The sequence below is a fragment of the Sphingomonas sp. genome, from assembly GCF_035910975.1.
Lineage (GTDB): Bacteria > Pseudomonadota > Alphaproteobacteria > Sphingomonadales > Sphingomonadaceae > Sphingomonas.
Map to the genome: position 1 here is coordinate 1 of NZ_JAMHWM010000043.1, position 1,003 is coordinate 1,003.

Consider the following 1,003-nt stretch of genomic DNA (forward strand, 5'->3'; position numbering starts at 1 on the left):
GTGTTGGCGAGCCGGTCGAAGCTCACATCCGCGCTCGCCGATCCGTCGCACATCGACTGCTCCTGGATCTGGTACTCACGGGCGCCGGAGGTCTCGAAGGCCATCGGCAGGTGGATGGTCCCGGCGAGCTGGGTGGTGTCCGTGACGACGACCTCGGCCACAGGCAAGCCGCTGGGCACCGAATCCGGGGCCAGGTCGCCAGGATCCGCCGAAGCAGGATCGGTGAGCGCCTGCAGGAAATCCACGATCAATGGGACGTCATCCAGGGTGATATCCGCCGTGACCTCGGCCGGGTTGAAGTGAGCGAGGATCGCGGCCGTGTTCGGGAGCAGCGTCGACTGGAGCGGCGCGTCGATCTGCGACACGTCGTAGTTCTGGAGCGAGGCCGCCGGATCGATATAGTGCGCGACAAAGTCCGCGAGCTGGGAGAATTGCCCCGCGTGACCGTATGGCCCGGTCAACGCGATGTTGCGGAGCGGCGCGGTGCGGAAGCGGTAATTGTCGGCGCTGGTGGTCTCGCTGCCGCGCCCGACGTCATCGTCGCGGAAGGTGCCGTCGGCCTTGCCCGGTCCGAACTGCGGCAAGGCGGTATTGTGGAACTTGAAGTCGGAGAGCGCCGCGCCGCTGTGACAGGTCGCGCACTTGCCCGCGCCCATGAACAGCTGCGCGCCCTTCAGCTGGTTGACCGTGAGCGCGTTGTTGTCGCCCTTCAAGAAATTGTCCCAGGGGGTATCGGTGGCCGCGAAGGTGTCGATCTCGAACGCCGCGATCGCGTTGGCCGCGTGGGCGAAGGTCATGTCCGCGAAGGCCGTGCCCGGGTAGGCCTTCTCGAACATCTCGACATACTGCGGGATCGCGCCGAGCCGCGTCATGAGGAGCGCCCACTGGTCGCGGAAGAGATCGTCGCGGACCGTCGCCAGCTCGTTGGTCCCCATGACACCACGCATTTCGCGGCGCGAGGTGACGGGGAACATGGCCTGCGCCGCGGCCGCACGGAACCCGG

The 1,003-nt window shown here is 66.9% G+C and carries 1 protein-coding gene; it reads right to left on the minus strand.

Annotation, left to right across the window (positions count from 1 at the left end):
- Positions 1 to 1,003, minus strand: a 1,003-nt coding sequence (locus tag VYI76_RS16565) for a cytochrome-c peroxidase (protein ID WP_326525922.1), incomplete at both ends; no start/stop codon positions are given.